This is a genomic window from Bryobacter aggregatus MPL3 (assembly GCF_000702445.1).
Lineage (GTDB): Bacteria > Acidobacteriota > Terriglobia > Bryobacterales > Bryobacteraceae > Bryobacter > Bryobacter aggregatus.
This window is the reverse complement of the sequence record NZ_JNIF01000004.1, coordinates 279,803-295,053: the sequence shown is the minus strand read 5'-3', so window position 1 is coordinate 295,053 and position 15,251 is coordinate 279,803. Positions and strand designations below refer to the sequence as shown.

The 15,251-nt window shown below is 58.5% G+C and carries 9 protein-coding genes; 5 read left to right on the top strand and 4 right to left on the bottom strand.

The window, feature by feature from the left end; genetic code table 11:
* The first annotated feature begins 15 nt into the window (after positions 1–15).
* Together M017_RS0120905 and M017_RS0120900 are read left to right on the top strand one after the other, a co-directional pair.
* Entirely contained in the window at positions 16–486 is a 471-nt protein-coding gene (locus M017_RS0120905) for a DUF669 domain-containing protein (protein ID WP_031500137.1), read from the top strand.
* A gap of 70 nt (positions 487–556) precedes the next feature.
* A complete protein-coding gene (locus M017_RS0120900; RefSeq protein ID WP_031500136.1) occupies positions 557–1,663 on the top strand; it encodes a glycosyltransferase family 87 protein in 1,107 nt (368 codons plus the stop codon).
* A gap of 28 nt (positions 1,664–1,691) precedes the next feature.
* Here M017_RS0120900 and M017_RS0120895 read toward each other — a convergent pair whose 3' ends face one another.
* Complete coding sequence (locus M017_RS0120895) at positions 1,692–3,917, bottom strand: tetratricopeptide repeat protein (RefSeq protein WP_238325991.1); 2,226 nt, start codon at positions 3,915–3,917, stop codon at positions 1,692–1,694.
* 91 nt (positions 3,918–4,008) lie between these two features.
* Here M017_RS0120895 and M017_RS0120890 point away from each other — a divergent pair, with 91 nt between their 5' ends.
* From M017_RS0120890 to M017_RS0120880, 3 genes are read left to right on the top strand one after another with little or no spacing between them, the layout of a single operon-like run.
* Positions 4,009–7,269, top strand: a complete 3,261-nt coding sequence (locus M017_RS0120890) for a TonB-dependent receptor (RefSeq protein ID WP_162180000.1) — start codon at positions 4,009–4,011, stop codon at positions 7,267–7,269.
* An 11-nt stretch (positions 7,270–7,280) separates the two neighbouring features.
* Complete coding sequence (locus M017_RS0120885) at positions 7,281–10,061, top strand: DUF1549 and DUF1553 domain-containing protein (protein WP_031500133.1); 2,781 nt, start codon at positions 7,281–7,283, stop codon at positions 10,059–10,061.
* Between the two features lie 12 nt (positions 10,062–10,073).
* The gene (locus tag M017_RS0120880; RefSeq protein WP_031500132.1) at positions 10,074–11,474 is read left to right on the top strand and encodes a DUF1501 domain-containing protein; all 1,401 of its coding nucleotides are present in this window, start codon (positions 10,074–10,076) and stop codon (positions 11,472–11,474) included.
* Between the two features lie 118 nt (positions 11,475–11,592).
* Here M017_RS0120880 and ggt read toward each other — a convergent pair whose 3' ends face one another.
* Genes ggt through M017_RS0120865 form a run of 3 tightly spaced genes read right to left on the bottom strand, consistent with a single transcriptional unit; the run spans position 11,593 to position 15,243 of the window.
* On the bottom strand, positions 11,593–13,284 hold the full coding sequence (gene ggt / locus M017_RS0120875) for a gamma-glutamyltransferase (RefSeq protein WP_031500131.1): 1,692 nt from the start codon (positions 13,282–13,284) through the stop codon (positions 11,593–11,595).
* A complete protein-coding gene (locus M017_RS28060; protein WP_051670678.1) occupies positions 13,262–14,389 on the bottom strand; it encodes an excinuclease ABC subunit UvrC in 1,128 nt (375 codons plus the stop codon). Before M017_RS28060 ends, ggt begins: the two co-directional genes overlap by 23 nt.
* Positions 14,386–15,243 (bottom strand): aldo/keto reductase, encoded by an 858-nt coding sequence (locus M017_RS0120865; protein ID WP_031500129.1) that lies wholly within the window; start codon positions 15,241–15,243, stop codon positions 14,386–14,388. The genes M017_RS28060 and M017_RS0120865 overlap by 4 nt, the downstream gene beginning before the upstream one ends.
* Between the last annotated feature and the right edge of the window lie 8 nt (positions 15,244–15,251).

Here is a 15,251-nt window from a genome sequence, read left to right as displayed (position 1 = left end):
GAGACTGACACCGACATGAATTCTCTGCAGCAAACACCCTCCCAGCGTGCCAATTCGGCAATTGACCTGAGCCGTTTCGATCATCTGGTTCAAACTGACACACACACACCGCTCCGCCGCAACGATCTACTCCCCGACGGCAGCTATGAAGTTCGTATCGAGAACGCGGAGCTCACAGTATCGGCCCGCTCTGGCAATCCCGTGCTGAAGTACACGCTCCGGATCCTCGGCCCATCGTTCACGAATTTCATGATGTGGAAGTATCGCGGGATTACAGAGAACACCATCCATTACATCAAGGACGAACTCGAAATCTGTGGGCTGAAGTTGGATCGCTTTTCCGAGCTTTCCAACCGTCTGCACGAGCTGATCGATCTCAAGCTGGAAGTATTCCGGAAAACACGTGGCGAAGACACCAGTATCTACTTCAAGCGGCTCATCGGACGAGAAGAAGAGCCTATCGACGATGACGATTTACCGTTCTAAGGGCCTCGCAGTTTGGCCAAGGAGCGCGAAGCCCTAACCCTTCTCCTTCTTTGTGTCGATCTAGTCCAGGATGAAAGCTGTTCTAAATTGGTTCCCGATCGCCGCTGGTCTCATCTTTCTACTGTCGCTGGCTTACCTGCAACGGGACCGGGCCTGGAGAGGCGAAAACGATTTCGTACAGCTCTACACCGGGGCCACGCTGGTCGGAACACCCGGCCTTTATTCTCGAGCGGAAAATCTGGCCGTAGTGCAGCAGGTCCTTGGACTGCAGATGGAATCTGTCGTCTACACCCGCCCACCCTTCTATGCCGCCTTGCTGAAGCCGCTCGCGCTGCTTCCCTATCGCGCAGCTTACGCTGTGTTTTCTCTCGCCAGCATTGCCAGTGTGATCTGGTTCGTCGTCCGGTTCTCCAGGGAGTGCCCCTCTTTGCCTATCTTTATGGCAATGAGCATCCCAGTGCTCACAGCGATCTGCGGGGGACAGGATACCCCGTTCTTGCTGGCAATCCTTGGGGCGTCCCTCCTCCTCACAAGAAGCGACAGAGACTTCCTCGCAGGACTGGTACTCTCCCTGGTCGCCATCAAGTTCCACCTGTTTCTCTTTGTGCCTCTACTCCTGTTGGTGAAAAAACGCTGGTGGATACTAGGCGGAGCAACCACAGGATCATTGGCGCTGACGGGACTGGGAATATGCGTTGCCGGAGTGGATTCCATCCTCAACTATGCCAACGTACTACATGACCCCTGGATCAACTTTAGCGCCACAATGATGCCGAATCTACATGGGCTAGTCACCGTGTTGCAAGCCGGCCCCACACTGGAAATGTTCCTTGTGGCGCTCGTACTGGCCGCAATCTCCTGGATGCTGTGGAGCAGCAGCAACTATGAGTTTCTTTTTGCGGCGAGTCTGGTCTGTGGACTGCTGGTGAGCTTTCATTCGGGAGTGGCGGATGAAATTATTCTGCTCCCCGTCTTCGTCTCCGTGGTCAAGACAACTTCCATGCCGTCCCTTCGAGTGGTGACTGCGCTCATTCTGACACCGATCCCCTCGCTCCTGGTTCTGGCGGATGCACCCTATAGCGCCTTCTTCCCCGTCATGCTGCTTCTCCTCCTTGGGTTGTTTTGCGCGGAGTGTGCGACAGGGTTCAAGAGGGTGCTAATGCCCAGCCGTTCCTGAGTCCCAGAAACAGACGGAACACCATGGTTTACTCTGGCGATGCCCCGAGATTCCGTAAGGCCTGCCGTGCCAGGGCTGCAGAATCCGCATCGGAACTTACCGCCGCCGCATTCAAGTGCTGAACCGCGCCCGCTCGCTCGCCCATCGCCATCAGCACTCGCGCCAGATCGAGATGTGCCCGTCCAGAATCCGGCCGGATCGCTAACGCCTGCTCATACTCCGCCCGAGCCAGGTCGAGTTTCCCTTCTCTTGCCCAAATGCCTCCCGAGATCACCCGAGCTTCTACAAAATTGGGCTGGATCCGCAACGCAGTATCGAGATGTGTCCGTGCCGCTTCCCAGTCATTCTTCCGAATCAGCGCCAGCGCATACTCAAACTGATCTGGCGCAAATTCAGGCCGCAACCGGACGGCCGTCTCAAAGTGAAAAAGCGCCTGCGCCTCATCTCGGCCAGCAAACAGCCGGCCGAGATTTCCATGTGCCGTCGCAAAGAACGGATCAATCTGCAACGCCTCTTGAAACGCTGCTTCCGCGCCCGCGCGATCCCCCAGCTTCGCCAATCCCGCTCCTAAACTATTCCTCGCTTCGAGCAGATCTGGATCGATTGCAATCGCCTTCCTCGCCTTCTCGACAGCAGTCTTGGTCTGGCCCTCCGCGGAATCCAGCAGTCCAAGCTGATGCCACGCAACAGCGTCTCGTGCATCTAGCGCGATCGCCCGCTGCAAGGCTTCTCGAGCGCCTGCCGCGTCATCCGATTCCTGCAGCGCAATCCCTAACAATCGCTGGGCCCGAGCCGACTTCGGCTGCAAGCGGGCGGCTTCCCGAAATGCAGGCACGGCCTCAGCTGGACGCCGCAACTGCTGCCACGCGTTGCCAAGCATCACATAGGCCTCGCTAACGGGGGCGGACGAACGTCGCAGCAACTCTTGCAGACGAGGAATCCCTCCCTCCAAATTCGACCCATGCATCACCTGCGCCACCGCGACATAGAGTGGGTCCGCTTTCTGAGCAAACAAGTATGGAACGACTTCGCCGCGATACTCCTCCTCTTTCGAGAGATGAGGTTCCGCTCGCGCAGCCAGCAGATTTGCACTCTGCGGACGGCGCTGGATCCAGTGGTCTGTCATCACGACATGGACAACATCCTCCGTCCTCCGCTTGGGCATGTGACAGCTCGCGCAATCCGAACCCTCCGGATGATTGCCGGAAGCGCGCAAGCTCTGCGCAGAATGACATTTTCCACACGAGGCCAGTGCCTGGGTTTTCTCTTTCACGTGTGGGTTATGGCAGGTCGTACAAGTAAGGGTTTCGCTCTTCAAGTAGCAAGCGGACTTCCGCAAACGATAGGCAGCACTCGCAATCTCAAACTTATCGTCATGCCCTGTCCCTGGCGCATGATCAAAATGCAGAATATACCCTTCCAGCTCTTCACGAGGGCCGTACGAAAAAGGCGCGCGCTCAAATCGCCGGATCATGCTGGGCAAGCTACCACTGGTCGTCTCCAGATGACATTGCAGGCAGACTCGATCCTGTTGCTTCGAGGGCAATCGTGCAGGATTCAGAATCTCATCTCGGATCGCAGCGCGCGGAGACGCACGCTTCGCCGCAGCAACATGACGGGTTCCATCCCCATGGCAACGCTGACAGCCGATTCCTTCCGGAACTTCGCCGGTATAAATCGGCTCGCTTCCAATTGCGACACTTTCCACCGGAATCCGCGGATAGGCGTTGTGGCAGAACATGCAGTCATAGTCCACCTTGCGCCGGGTAGCAGGCGCCGCATGATCAAAGCCCGGATTCATCGCGAAAAACCCTCCATTCTCCGCATACCAACCGAGCGGCAATTCGAGCAGCGCGCCCTTCGCATTGCGATGGAGAAAGGTCTTGGCGTGATTGCCAGATCCCAGGACGTAATCGATCGGCAACTCCTCGACGTGAATTTTCTTTCCCGCGGCATCCACCTGCCATCTCCGATGGAGAAGCTGCTTGCCACTCGGAACGATCGAGAAGTAAGTCCTCGATTTCTCGTGAAAGAATACCTTTTCGGTGGCGAGACTTCCCGTCGATCGCACTTTCGAGAAGGACTGCGCCATTCCTGTTGCCCGATAGCTCTCCGCGATGGCAGAGTGACAGCTGGCGCAGACCGCATCCGATGTCTCCTGCGCCAGCACCGCTCCGCCCATCAGCACCAGCCCGAACAGTCTCTTTGCAAGCGTTGCAAACCAATGAGAAAGAATCTCAAGAAAACGGTTCATCCCCTTGCCGCTCATAGATCGTGAGTATATGATCTCTAATATTTAATCTCCACTTCAGGACCCCATGAACAAATTTCCCCGGTCTCTACTCGTGATCGCTTCGCTCCTCTGCAGCTATGAACCGATCCACGCCCAGGTGCTATCCGGCTCTCTTGTCGGGAATGTCACCGACTCTTCTGGAGCTGCCGTTGCCGGCGCAATCGTCAAAATCACCGAGGGAGCCACAGGCCAAACCCGTGAACTCGAAGCAAACTCGAGCGGCACCTATACCATCTCCACAATCCCTCCCGGCACCTATACCGTCTCCATCGCGAAGGCCGGTTTTCGCAGCCATGTGGCATCTTCGGTGATCGTTCGACTCAACACCGTAGTCCGCGTTGACGCCGTTCTCGAAGTGGGTGCGGTCAGCGATAGTGTCGAGATCAGCGCGCAAACCGCCATTCTGCAAACGGACAAGGCCGACGTTCACTCCGATATCTCCTCCACCTCACTGCAGAACATTCCCCAGCCCACCAGAACCTACCAAGGGATGTTGGCGCTGCTGCCCGGCATCGCACCCCCTTCGGCAAGCAGCGGCGGCACCAACAATCCTTCCAAGTCCATGCAGATCACCGCGAATGGCACCAGCCGGAGCGGCACCAATTTCCGCATCGAAGGTGTCAGCGCGACCAATCCCTGGGTCCAGTTCTTCTCTAGCTATGTGCCTTCTGTCGAAGCCATCGAGACTGTCAACGTCGTCACCACCAGCCCGGACGCAGAGCAAGGTCTGGCTGGAGGGGCCAGCGTCAACGTACAACTCAAGAGCGGCACCAATAACCTCCATGGTTCCCTGTACGCTTATCACATCAATAGTGCAACCAAAGCGCGGCCCTTCTTCATGCCCGCATCGCAAGGCATCCCGAAGCTCGTCAATAATGATGTCGGCGCCACACTGGGTGGCCCCTTCATCAAGAACAAGCTCTTCTTCTTCGCCAGCTATGAGGCAGATCTCATCCGCCAGGGCTCAGCGCAGCTCACCACAGTGCCCACGAACGATATCCGGAGAGGCATCATGACCGCATCTCCCAATGAGATCTACGACCCAGCCAGCCTGGACCTCAACGGCAAGCGTACTCCTTTTCCGAACAAGACAATTCCGGCAAGCCGAATCAGCCCCATCGTCAACAAACTGGTCGCCCTCGTTCCGCAACCCAATATTGCCGGAGCGCTGGTCTCCAACTATTACGTCAACACCCCGATCCTCTACGACCTGCACAAGCTCGACACAAAGTTCGACTGGAACACCACGTCTAAGCTGCGCGTGGTCGGGCGCTTTGCCCGGCAGCCCTATAACAACGTCCAGAACACCATCTTCGGCGAGATCCTCGGCGGCTCCCCCAACTACATCCAGAACGGCAGCACCATCGCACCCTCCGGCACGGTCACCTACGTTGCCAGCCCCAATATTGTCGTCGATGGCACCTTTGGCCTCCAACTGGTGGACCAGACTCTCTTCCCGCCCGGAACCGATAAAAAATACGGCTCAGACTATCTCGGCATTCCGGGAACGAATCTTGGCGCCACCCCACTCTATGGCGGCATGCCGCAGTTCAGTGTCAGCACCTATAGCGGCTATGGCTACTCGTACACACCGCTGCAGTACAAACAGAAGACCTTCCAATACACTGGCAACGTCAGTTGGATCAAAGGCTCGCACAATATCCGCTTTGGCGTTGACCTCAACCGCCAGCACATGGATCATTTCGAGATCGCCCCCACAAACTTCACCTTCAACGGCAATGTGACAAGTCTTCCTGGCGGCGTCGGCCCCAATCAGTTCAACAGCTATGGAGACTTCCTGCTCGGGCTCCCTGTCAGCTATACGAATAGCCGTCAAACCGTGCCGATGATCACGCTGCGCAGTTGGCAGCAGAGCCTCTACATCCGTGATCAATGGCAGGCCACACGCAAGCTTACCCTCTCGCTTGGCTTGCGCTGGGAACACTATCCCGTCCCGACCCGCGCAGACCGCGGCATCGAACGTTTTGATCTGAAGACGAATCAATATCTCATCTGTGGCGTCGGCCCCATTCCGCGCGATTGCGGCATCAAGGTCTCAAAGTTACTCTTCGCCCCACGAGTCGGAATCGCCTACCGCCCCACGGAATCAACTGTCATCCGGCTCGGCTACGCACTCAGCCCAGAGCAGATCAATATGGCTCGCGACGGAATCTCGAACTACCCGGTTCGCGTGGACTATAGCGCCACTGGGGTCGATTCGTTTACGCCCGTCGGCACCCTCGCTGCGGGCATTCCCGAGATTGCTTCTCCAGACATCAGTAAGGGCGTGATCCCGCTCCCGCCGGGAGCAAGCTTCAGTACCAATGACGAGAAGTACGTCCGTGGCTATGTCCAATCCGCAAACTTAACCATTCAGAAAACGCTACCGAGCAACTTTGTTCTCTCGGCCGGCTATGTGGGCACCAAGACAATCCACCAGCACACGCGCTACAACGTGAACTATGGCCAGGTGGGAGGCGGTGCGGTGAGCCAGCCTTATTACAAGCTCGGAATCACTGCGGCCGCCCGCGTCATTCTGCCTATTGTCTCGATGAGCTACCACTCCTTCCAGACCACTCTCGATCGCCGCTTCTCCAACGGCATCACGTTCCAGGCAAGCTACACACGTTCCAAGTGGATGGGCATGTGCTGCAGCGAATCGGGTGACGGCGAACCGGCCATCCCGATCCCTGAGTACCGCTTCCTCACCCGCTCGCTGATGCCGGCGGATCGCCCGAATAACCTCCGGATCTCGATGCTCGCGGAGCTTCCCTTCGGCAAAGGCAAACACTTCGCGCAATCGAGTTTCGCCTCTGCCATCCTCGGCGGCTGGCGCGTCAATGGGGTCTTCAGCCAGTACTCTGGCACGCCATTCTCCGTCAGCGCCTCAGGCGCTTCGCTCAATGCCCCGGGCAGCACCCAGCGTGCGGACCAGGTCAAAGCAAATGTTGCCATCAACGGGAGCATCGCGTCCTACTTCGATCCTCTCGCGTTTGCTCCCGTCACCGCGGTCCGCTTTGGCACCGCAGGTTACAACTCCCTCCGTGGCCCAGGCGTCGTGAACTTCGATGCCAGCATCTTCCGCGACTTTAAGATCACCGAACGCTTCACCGCGCAGATCCGGGCCGAAGCGCTCAACGCCACGAATACGCCTCACTTCTCCAACCCCGGCGCGAACGTCTCGAATCTACAATTAAACCCCGATGGCTCCGTTCGCAATCTCGGCGGCTTCACGCAGATCACCAGCGTCAGCGCTCCCAGCCGGCTCACCGACGAACGTTACTTCCGATTCGGATTCCGGCTCGGCTTCTAAGCAGCTTGTACATGCGGAAGCCGTTCCAGTTTGTCCTCCTCGTTCTCTGCACTGGTGCCCTGCAAGCGCAGGACACCGGTGCAGAATTCTTTGAATCAAAAGTCCGCCCCATCCTTGCGACAAACTGCACCGGATGCCACAACAGCAAGATGAAAGCTGCCGGCATCGACCTCTCCTCCACCAGCGGAATCGCCGCTCTCGATGTGAACCGGCTCCTCGCCGTCGTCAGCTATGAGCAACGCGTCAAGATGCCTCCTACCGGGAGACTTGCCGCGAGCGACCTCGCGATGCTCAACGCCTGGAAGCAGATGGGCGCGGCACTGCCTTCCTATCAGGCCGCCCTCACCGCTCAAGCGCCGAATTGGCCAGAAGCGCGCCGCAAACATTGGGCCATCCAGCCCATTCAAAAACCCGGGATTCCCCTTGTAGCCAATACGGCCTGGGCGAAATCTCCAGTCGACGCCTTCCTTATGGCAAAACTCGAGAAAGCGGGCCTGCCAGCGCCCAAGCCTGCCGACAAGCGCAGCTTGCTGCGCCGCGCAAAGTACGACCTACTCGGCCTTCCTCCCACGGAGCAGGAGATCCGGACTTTTCTAGCCGATACCGCACCCGATGCCTTTAGCCGCCTCGTCGATCAGTTTCTCGCCTCGCCCCAGTACGGTGAGAAGTGGGCCCGCCACTGGCTCGACGTTGCTCGCTTCGCAGACACCGCTGGGGTCGATGAGAATGCGGCCTATACCGAGGCCTGGCGCTACCGCGAGTACGTCATTGATGCCTTCAATCGTGACCTGCCCTTTGATCGCTTCACCCGCGAACAGATTGCCGGAGACCTGCTGCCAGCCGAGGACGGCAGCGCGGTCAACACAAGAGGCATTGTCGCCACCGGCTTCCTGGGACTCGGTCCCAAGGCCATCGTCGAAATCGACAAGCGCAAGGAATTCTATGACGTTGTCGACGAACAGATCGACACGACATCGAAGGCATTCCTCGGTCTCACCGTTGCCTGCGCCCGCTGCCACGATCACAAATTCGACCCCATTTCTACCAAAGACTATTACTCGCTCGCCGCCATCTTCTCGAATACCCAGAGCTATGAGCAGCAAGTCAAACGTGGCTCGAGCGTCTATCTGACGCCGCTCGTCGACCAGCAGGCCTATGGCGTTTATAAGAAACACCAGGCCCGCATCGCGGCCAAGAATATGCAGGCCGCGGCGCTGCTCGATACGGAAATCTGGAGCGCGTCACAAACCCGCCTCTTCCCCCGCATTCCGGAATACATGGTTTCTGCCTGGAAGGTTCACCACCAGAATGCGAATGTTGAGGAGCTCGCGAAAACGCACAACCTTGATCTCCAGATCCTGAAAGGTTGGGTCAGGTATCTGGAGCCAGGTGGCTTCCGGCCCCATTTGAAAGAGTGGATGGACGCGCAGGCGGCTGACATCGACAAACTGGCCCAGGTCTACGCGGCCCGTTTTGAGAAAACCGCCAAACTTTGGGGCCCCATCCTCACCAAATGGAAAACCGATACCAACGCGGCCGCTCTCGCCGAAACAGAACTGCCCAAGACTCCCAACATCGAGTATGGTGACGCGGCAACGCGAGAGGCCTTCAACGAGCCGTCCACCCGCTTCTTCATCGACATCATTATCCCCGCGCGCACCCTCAATGACCCTACGAGCATCGATGGTCCCTTTGTGCTCAAAGAAGAGCGCCACAAGGACTTTCTCTCTGCGGCGATCCTCACGGAATGGAAAGCGCTCAAGGACCAGTCCGCCGCTCTCACTGCGGCTCTTCCTCCGTCGCCCCCAATGGCAAACTCTGTCGGCGAAGGTCCGGCTCTCAAGCAACATATCTTCATTCGCGGCAGTTACGACAATCCGGGAGCGGAAGTCGAGCGCGGCTTTCCGGAGATCATCCGCGGCAAGAGTAAGGTGGACGGTCCTGGCAGCGGTCGCAAGGAGCTCGCCGATTGGCTTACTCATCCCGCCAATCCCCTTCCCGCGCGCGTCATCGTCAACCGGATCTGGGGCTGGCACTTCGGCGATGGCCTCGTCCGCACACCGAACAATTTCGGCCTCACCGGCGATGCCCCCACCCATCCCCAATTGCTCGACTTCCTTGCCACACGCTTTGTCGAATCCGGATGGTCGATCAAAGCGATGCACCGGCTCCTGATGCTCTCCAATGCCTACCAAAGTGACAGCGGCATTACTCCCGCAATGTGGAGCATCGATCCGGGAAATAAGCTCTGGAGCCGCTTCAAGCGCCGCCGGATTGACATCGAGGAGCTTCGCGATACTTACCTCCAACTAGGCGGCACCCTCTCTCTGCGCATGGGCGGCATCTTCGATCGTGTCGAGGCGCCCGCGCCACGAAAGCGCGATGCCAATACGCCAGCCCCCTTCGACACCAGCCAGCGCCGCACCGTCTATCTCCCTGTCAATCGCAATGGCATCGCCACTCCACTGTCGCTGAATGACTTTGTCGATTCCACCACCAGTTCCGGCGCGAGATCAGAAACCATCATTGCCCCGCAAGCTCTCTATCTCATGAACAATGCGTTCGTAACGGCACGCGCCGCCGACTTCGCCAAGCAGGTGCTCTCCGCCGAAGGCCTGAGCGACGCCGGCTACGTCCGCCGAGCCTGGCGCCTCGCCCTCACTCGCGACCCCGACCCGGTCGATATCGAAACAGCCGTCACATTTCTGAAGCAACACCCTGTACAACAGGACGCATGGACGTCCTACTGCCGTGTCCTTCTCTCCACCAACCAATTGCACTACATCGATTAGGAGTACTTGAACATGGATCCCTATCTCCCCACGCGCCGCGCCCTCTTACGCCGCACCGCGTCTGGTTTCGGGATGATCGGGCTTGGCAGTCTCCTGGCCGCAGAATCGGCCCGCTCAGGACTCGCGCCGAAAGCGACGCACTTCCCTGCCCGCGCCAAGCGCGTCATCTTCCTGTTCATGGAAGGCGGCCCCTCGCACCTGGACTCCTTCGATCCAAAGCCGCTCCTCGATCGCGACCACCTGAAGCCTCCGCCCTTTGATCTCGGCCTCACGTTCAACGGCAGCATTGGTGGCAATGGCAACCTCATGAAGTCGCCTTATCGCTTCAAGCGCTATGGGCAAATGGGCATGCCTGTCAGCGAACTCTTCCCCCACATCGCGCAGCACGTCGACAAAATGTGTTTCTTGCGTTCCATGGTGGGCGAGGGGCTCGATCATGGTGGCGCGATGCTCCAGATCCATACCGGAACGGTGAATCTGACCCGGCCCTCCATGGGTTCCTGGATGCTCTACGGACTCGGCACCGAGAATCAGGATCTCCCCGGCTTCGTCACCATCAAGCCCCACCTCGGGCATAGTGGCGTCCGCAACTGGAGTTCCGCCTTTTTGCCAGGCAATTGCCAGGGAACGCCCATCGGCACAACGCAGGGAGCTAAGATCGACGATCTCAAGAAGGAGCCGATCGAGAATCTTGTCAGCCATCTCTCACCGGAGAACCAGCGCTATGAGCTCGATATGCTCCGGGCGATCAGCCAGCGCCACGCCGACGCGAACAAGTACGATGATCGTCTCGAATCCCGCATCCAGTCTTTTGAACTTGCGTTCCGAATGCAGGCAGAGGCTCCGGCTGCATTCGATGTCGAAAAGGAATCGGAAGAGACAAAAAAACTCTACGGGCTCGATTCTCCTGTCACACGTGACTTCGGATGGCAACTGCTCCTCGCCCGCCGGCTGTCGGAACGGGGAGTCCGTGTTGTCCAATGCACTCATCCTGGCTGGGATCAACACACCGAACTGGCCCGGCGCCACGCCGAACAAGCTCGCATGGTTGATCTCCCCATTGCGGGACTCCTCAAGGATCTCGAAGCCCGCGGGCTTCTCGAATCCACGCTCGTCATCTGGGGAGGCGAGTTCGGCCGCACTCCCTTCATGGAGCGTGACGGACGCGATCATAATCCCCACGGCTTCACCTATTGGATGGCGGGCGGTGGGGCCAAGCCCGGTTTCGTCTATGGAGAAACGGACGATTACGGCTACCGTGCCGTCGTCGATCGCATGCACATCCACGACTTCCACGCGACTGTACTCCACTTACTCGGTCTTGAACACGAACGCCTCACCTATCGCTACAGCGGTCGAGACTTCCGCCTCACTGACGTCGCAGGCGTTGTCGCCAAGAAGGTCATCGCCTAACCTCCTACCTGCGCCTCCGCTCCGCCACTGCGAGCCGCAGCGCTCGCACCAGAGGTAGATACTGTCGGCGGACATCGAACTGGCGTGGGAACGGCAACTCGAAAGCCGACAGTCCGGCTTAGTAACCCATCACCTTCCCGCCCCTGCGCCCATCGCTCCAACCCTGGCGCCATCCCGACTTCTCTTCAATCATGACGGCATGCACATCACCTTGACTCCGGTAGCGATTGCTCAGAATCTCCCCCTGCGCCTTCAACTTCTCCGCCACCTCGTAGGCAATCGCCCCCGGCTCTGCTTCCACCCGATCGGGCAGGTACTGGTGGTGCACCCGCGGAAACTCGATCGCATCCCGCAGACTCATTTTGAAGTCGATGATATTCGTAATCACCTCGATGAGCGTGTTCGGAATCGTTGCGCCTCCCGGACTTCCCAACGCAAACCAAGCCTGCTTCTGTTTGTTCAAAACAATCGTTGGCGTCATCGTGCTCGGAGGACGCTCTCCAGGCGGCAGCACATGCTTCCCTCCCCCGGAAAACGCGCCATAGATGTTGCCCAGCAACACACCTGTTCCCTTCGCCACCACCTGGCTGCCGTAAAATCCACTGAGCGTATAGGTGTTCGCGATCATGTTGCCCTCGGTATCGACAATGCTGAAGTGCGTCGTATCGGCACTCTCGCCCACCAGCCCTTCTAACTCCTTCGGCAAATCGCCCAATGCCTTCGATGGAGTCGCCTTGGTTGGTGAAATCCCCTCCGCCAGAGTCTTCGCATACGCCTTGCTCGTCAGACGAGCCACCGGAATCTCTTTATAGGCCGGATCTCCCGCAAACAGCAGACGATCCCGAAACGCACGTTTCATCGCCTCCACCTGCACCATCCGGTGCATCGCGCTCCCCTCCATCCCCAACGGCATCGGGAAATTCTCGATGATATTCAACATCTCGATGATCGCCATGCCACCGCTCGAACTCGGCGAACTCGTCAGGATGGGATAGCCGCGATAGCTTGTCTCCAACGGTTCGCGTGCGAATGCCTTGTAATCCTTCAGGTCAGCAGCCGTGATCAAACCACCATGAGCCTGGATGTCAGCAGCCATCCGCTTTGCCGTCTCGCCCTCATAGAACTCCCGGCCTCCCAGCTTCTGCATCCGCGCGATTGTCTCCGCAAGTGCAGGCTGTTTGAGGATCTCGCCCTGCTTCAACGGCTGATCCGATCCATGCAAGAACACACGCGCCGACTCAGGATACGGCTTCATCACCGGCACCTGCAGCTTCAAGATCAGTTCAATGCGCTGCGAAGCCGGAAAACCCTCTTTGGCCAGCTTCCGCGCAGGCTCGAGCACCGTCTTCCACGGCAGTTTCCCGTACATCTTGTGTGCGAGCGCCATGCCATCAGGCGTACCCGGCACTGCAATGCTCTTATATCCGGTTGCAGCTTCCTTTGCGTTAGCAAAGACACCATCCTTCGACGCCATCGGTGCACGCGCACCGTAGTCGATCATCTGCGCGCGGCCGTCGGCCATCCGCACAAGAAGATAGCCACCACCACCAAGATTCCCCGCCTCTGGATGCACAACAGCAAGTGCAAACGCAACCGCCACGGCGGCATCCACAGAGTTCCCACCCTTCTTCAGAATCTCCAGGCCGGCAAGTGTCGCATACTCATTGGTGGTTGCCACCATGGCCTTCTGCGCCCGCTCGGGCTGGGCCACCATCGCCCGCTCCGCCTCCAGCCGTAAGCCGGACTGCGATACCTCCTGAGCAAGCAATACAGAACAAGCGAGAGAGCTAACCAGGATCTTGAGATTCATTAACGCTCATATTCGCATGAGCTGCCGCGGGATTCATAGCGCGTGAAATCAGACGTACGAGTTTCCGGTACGGAAGCTCTTCGCGGGACGCAAACGGCAACCACTCGGAATCGCGCCAAGTCGAAAAGAACCAACGCGATAGCAACGCCATGTGCTCTTCCCGCTCTCGCAGCGTCGGCCGGGGCACAGGCAACATTTCGACAATCTGCCGCAAGCGCCGGTCCATCGATTCCCCTGCCTGCATCCGCATCTCAAAGGCAATCGGAGCTTGCCAGACACCCTGCAACAGGAAGTACAACGCAACGCCTTGGTCACGCTTCACCGCGCTCACCCCATTCGCATGCCGAATGTCCGTCGTGATCTCACTCACGGAGCGCAGCAGCGCTTCCACCTTCTCAAAACGCCGATGCTGCCGGGCTGCCTCTTCAAACTCCATGTTCTCGCTGGCACGATCGCGCGCATGCCCGATCGCATCCCCCAGACTGACACCTTGCGTCTCAAGAAAATTCACCAGCCGTGTGACTTCCCCGGCATACTCCGCCTCGCCGACAACCGCCTGGCAAGGGCGCATGCACTGATTCATCTCGCCATAGATACAGCCGGGATGATCCGGATTCGGCAACAGATCTTCTTCGCAACGGCGCACCTGAAAGAACTCGAGCATTTCCTTCTCCCAACGCTCGGCTTCCGCCCGGCTCCGGAAGGGTCCAAAGAACAGATTCTCTTTACCCGCCAGCCGGGAACTGACCAAGCTACGGGGAAACTCATTGCTCAACAGCACTTTCACGTAAGGCGGCGATGGCAGTCGCACCGTCTTCTTATAAGTCTCCGGGAAATGGAGCTTAGCCAGCGAATAGAAGGTCAGCGCCTGTTCAAGCCGGGTCGGCGTATTCCAGATCTCGATCCGAGTCGCGATCGCCCTCAGGTCCAGCAGGCGGCTTCCGTTCTTGGGGGCCAACAAGCGGCTCAAACGCCGCTTCAACATCGTCGTCTTCGCCAGATAGGGCGCGCCCGACCGCATGTGAATCAGAAACACTGCGGGGTCGCTGCTAACAGGCGGAATCACGCCCTCCCAGTCGAGGGCTAAATGCGCTTCAGCAATCATCCAATCTCAGCCACAGCCGCCGCCAGGTTCGCAGCCACATGCTCCGGCCGCCCCATTCCCACCAGCGCCGAAGTCACGCCCGGCGAGTATCGCGAATACTGAATCGCCACCGGCAAATGCTCACGCAATCTGCCCTGGTAGATCGTCGCACTGGCCACAACCCCAAGCCCCATCGCCGCCGCCTTCTCTGCCACCGGAGCCCCCTCCGTCAGCACCGCGTTCAACGGCAACTGGATCCAGCCAAAATTCGGCCCCGCCAGTGCTTTCACGCGATCGAGGTCCAGCATCCCGGGCACTCGATAGCCATCCCAGGTCGCAGTCCCATAGCTGCGGATCCGGCCCGATGCCACCAGCGCCTCGCATTTCTCAAAGGCCTTTGCTAACGCCGTCTCAAACTCATCGGGACTCAGGTTCCGGAGTTGGGTCTCGGGATTATGCAGATAGAAAATGTCGATCGTCTCAAGCCCCATCGCCTTCCGGCTCAAGTCCAGTTGCTCCTCAAGAAACGCAGGCTCCATCGAGTGCCCAAGCGAAGTGAAGCCAGCCTTGGTCGCAACGACAATCTCCTCGCGATGGCCATGAGCGACAATTGCTTTGCCGAGCGCAATCTCGCTCTGCCCATGGCGATAATTTCGTGCCGTATCGATGAAGTTGATGCCAGAGACCAGCGCCGCCTCCGTAGCAGCCTGGTACAACCGGTCTGCTTCCTCATCCACTTGTCCAAGATAGGATCCCAGGCCGAGATTGGAGATCATGAGTCCATTCACAGTCTGGAACCAGCGCTGCGCCGCCAGTTGCGGAAATCGAGCCGCAAAATGCGCGGTGCCTTCGGGAGTCGCAAAGCCAGTGAGCATCAAGTCCT

Coding starts and splice junctions, on each gene's coding strand:
- M017_RS0120905 (WP_031500137.1), top strand. CDS start 16: ATGAATTCTCTGCAGCAAACACCCTCCCAGCGTGCCAATTCGGCAATT.
- M017_RS0120895 (WP_238325991.1), bottom strand. CDS start 3,917: ATGAACCGTTTTCTTGAGATTCTTTCTCATTGGTTTGCAACGCTTGCA.
- ggt (WP_031500131.1), bottom strand. CDS start 13,284: ATGAATCTCAAGATCCTGGTTAGCTCTCTCGCTTGTTCTGTATTGCTT.
- M017_RS28060 (WP_051670678.1), bottom strand. CDS start 14,389: ATGATTGCTGAAGCGCATTTAGCCCTCGACTGGGAGGGCGTGATTCCG.
- M017_RS0120885 (WP_031500133.1), top strand. CDS start 7,281: ATGCGGAAGCCGTTCCAGTTTGTCCTCCTCGTTCTCTGCACTGGTGCC.
- M017_RS0120900 (WP_031500136.1), top strand. CDS start 557: ATGAAAGCTGTTCTAAATTGGTTCCCGATCGCCGCTGGTCTCATCTTT.
- M017_RS0120880 (WP_031500132.1), top strand. CDS start 10,074: ATGGATCCCTATCTCCCCACGCGCCGCGCCCTCTTACGCCGCACCGCG.
- M017_RS0120865 (WP_031500129.1), bottom strand. CDS start 15,243: ATGCTCACTGGCTTTGCGACTCCCGAAGGCACCGCGCATTTTGCGGCT.